The organism is Aminobacter sp. P4_D5 (genome assembly GCF_056401815.1).
In genome coordinates, this window is sequence record NZ_JBFUIP010000518.1 from 1 (window position 1) to 861 (window position 861).

Consider the following 861-nt stretch of genomic DNA (forward strand, 5'->3'; position numbering starts at 1 on the left):
GCTCCACGACGGGATAGGCGCGCTGCTTGATGCGGGAACAGAGCGTGCTGCCCTCGGGCTCGGCGGGCGTCTCCAGGCACTTTCCCTCCACGTCGAAGAGCCAGCCGTGGAAGGCGCAGCGGATGCCGCCATGCTCCAGCCGCCCGAAGGCGAGGTCGGCATTGCGGTGCGGACAATCGCGGTCGAGCAGGCCGAGGCGGCCCTTGTCGTCGCGGAACAGCACGAAATCCTGGCCCAGTGCGCGCACGGGGCGGACGGGGCGCTTGCCCTCCAGCTCGTCCAGCAGGGCGATGGGCTGCCAGTAGTGTCGCAGCATCTTCCCGCCGGGCGTGCCGGGGCCGACGCGGGTGAGGCGGTCGTTCTGTTCGGCGGAGATCATGGCGGCGGGCTCCGAAAAGCGTCTGTTCGATCACCGAACACTTGTGCGATGATAGCAAGTGACGCTTCGACGACGCAACAAGGATGCTGTCATGGCGCGACTGCGCGCGCAGGATGCAGAACGCCGCCAATCCGCGAACCCCGATTTCCTGGAGGCCCTGGCGCGCGGCCTGTCCGTGCTCCAGTCCTTCGGCCCGGACCGAAGGCAGATGACGCTGGCCGAGGTGGCGCGCGCGGTGGACCTGCCCCGCGCCACGGTGCGCCGCGCGCTGATCACGCTGGCGGAGCTCGGCCATGTCGAGACGGATGGCCGCCTCTTCCGCCTCACGCCGGGCGTGCTGCGGCTGGCGGCGGCCTATCTCGGCTCCAACGGCGCCTCGACCATCCTGCAGCCGCGCTGCGAGCGGCTGAGCCTGGCGCTGGGCGGCCCGTGCTCGGCCGCGGTGCTGGATGGCGAGGAGATCGTCTTCGTCGCCTACGGCC

At 70.6% G+C, this 861-nt stretch carries 2 protein-coding genes; one reads left to right on the forward strand and one right to left on the reverse strand.

Features of this window, described 5'->3' with window-relative positions:
• Nucleotides 1-379, reverse strand: a 379-nt coding sequence (locus AC1DWF_RS33205; RefSeq protein ID WP_476842757.1) for a Rieske 2Fe-2S domain-containing protein, incomplete at its 3' end; no start/stop codon positions are given.
• Nucleotides 380-470: 91 nt separating this feature from the next.
• On the opposite strand from AC1DWF_RS33205, the gene AC1DWF_RS33210 reads away from it, so the two are divergent.
• A partial coding sequence (locus tag AC1DWF_RS33210; RefSeq protein ID WP_476842758.1) for a helix-turn-helix domain-containing protein occupies nt 471-861 on the forward strand: 391 nt, incomplete at its 3' end.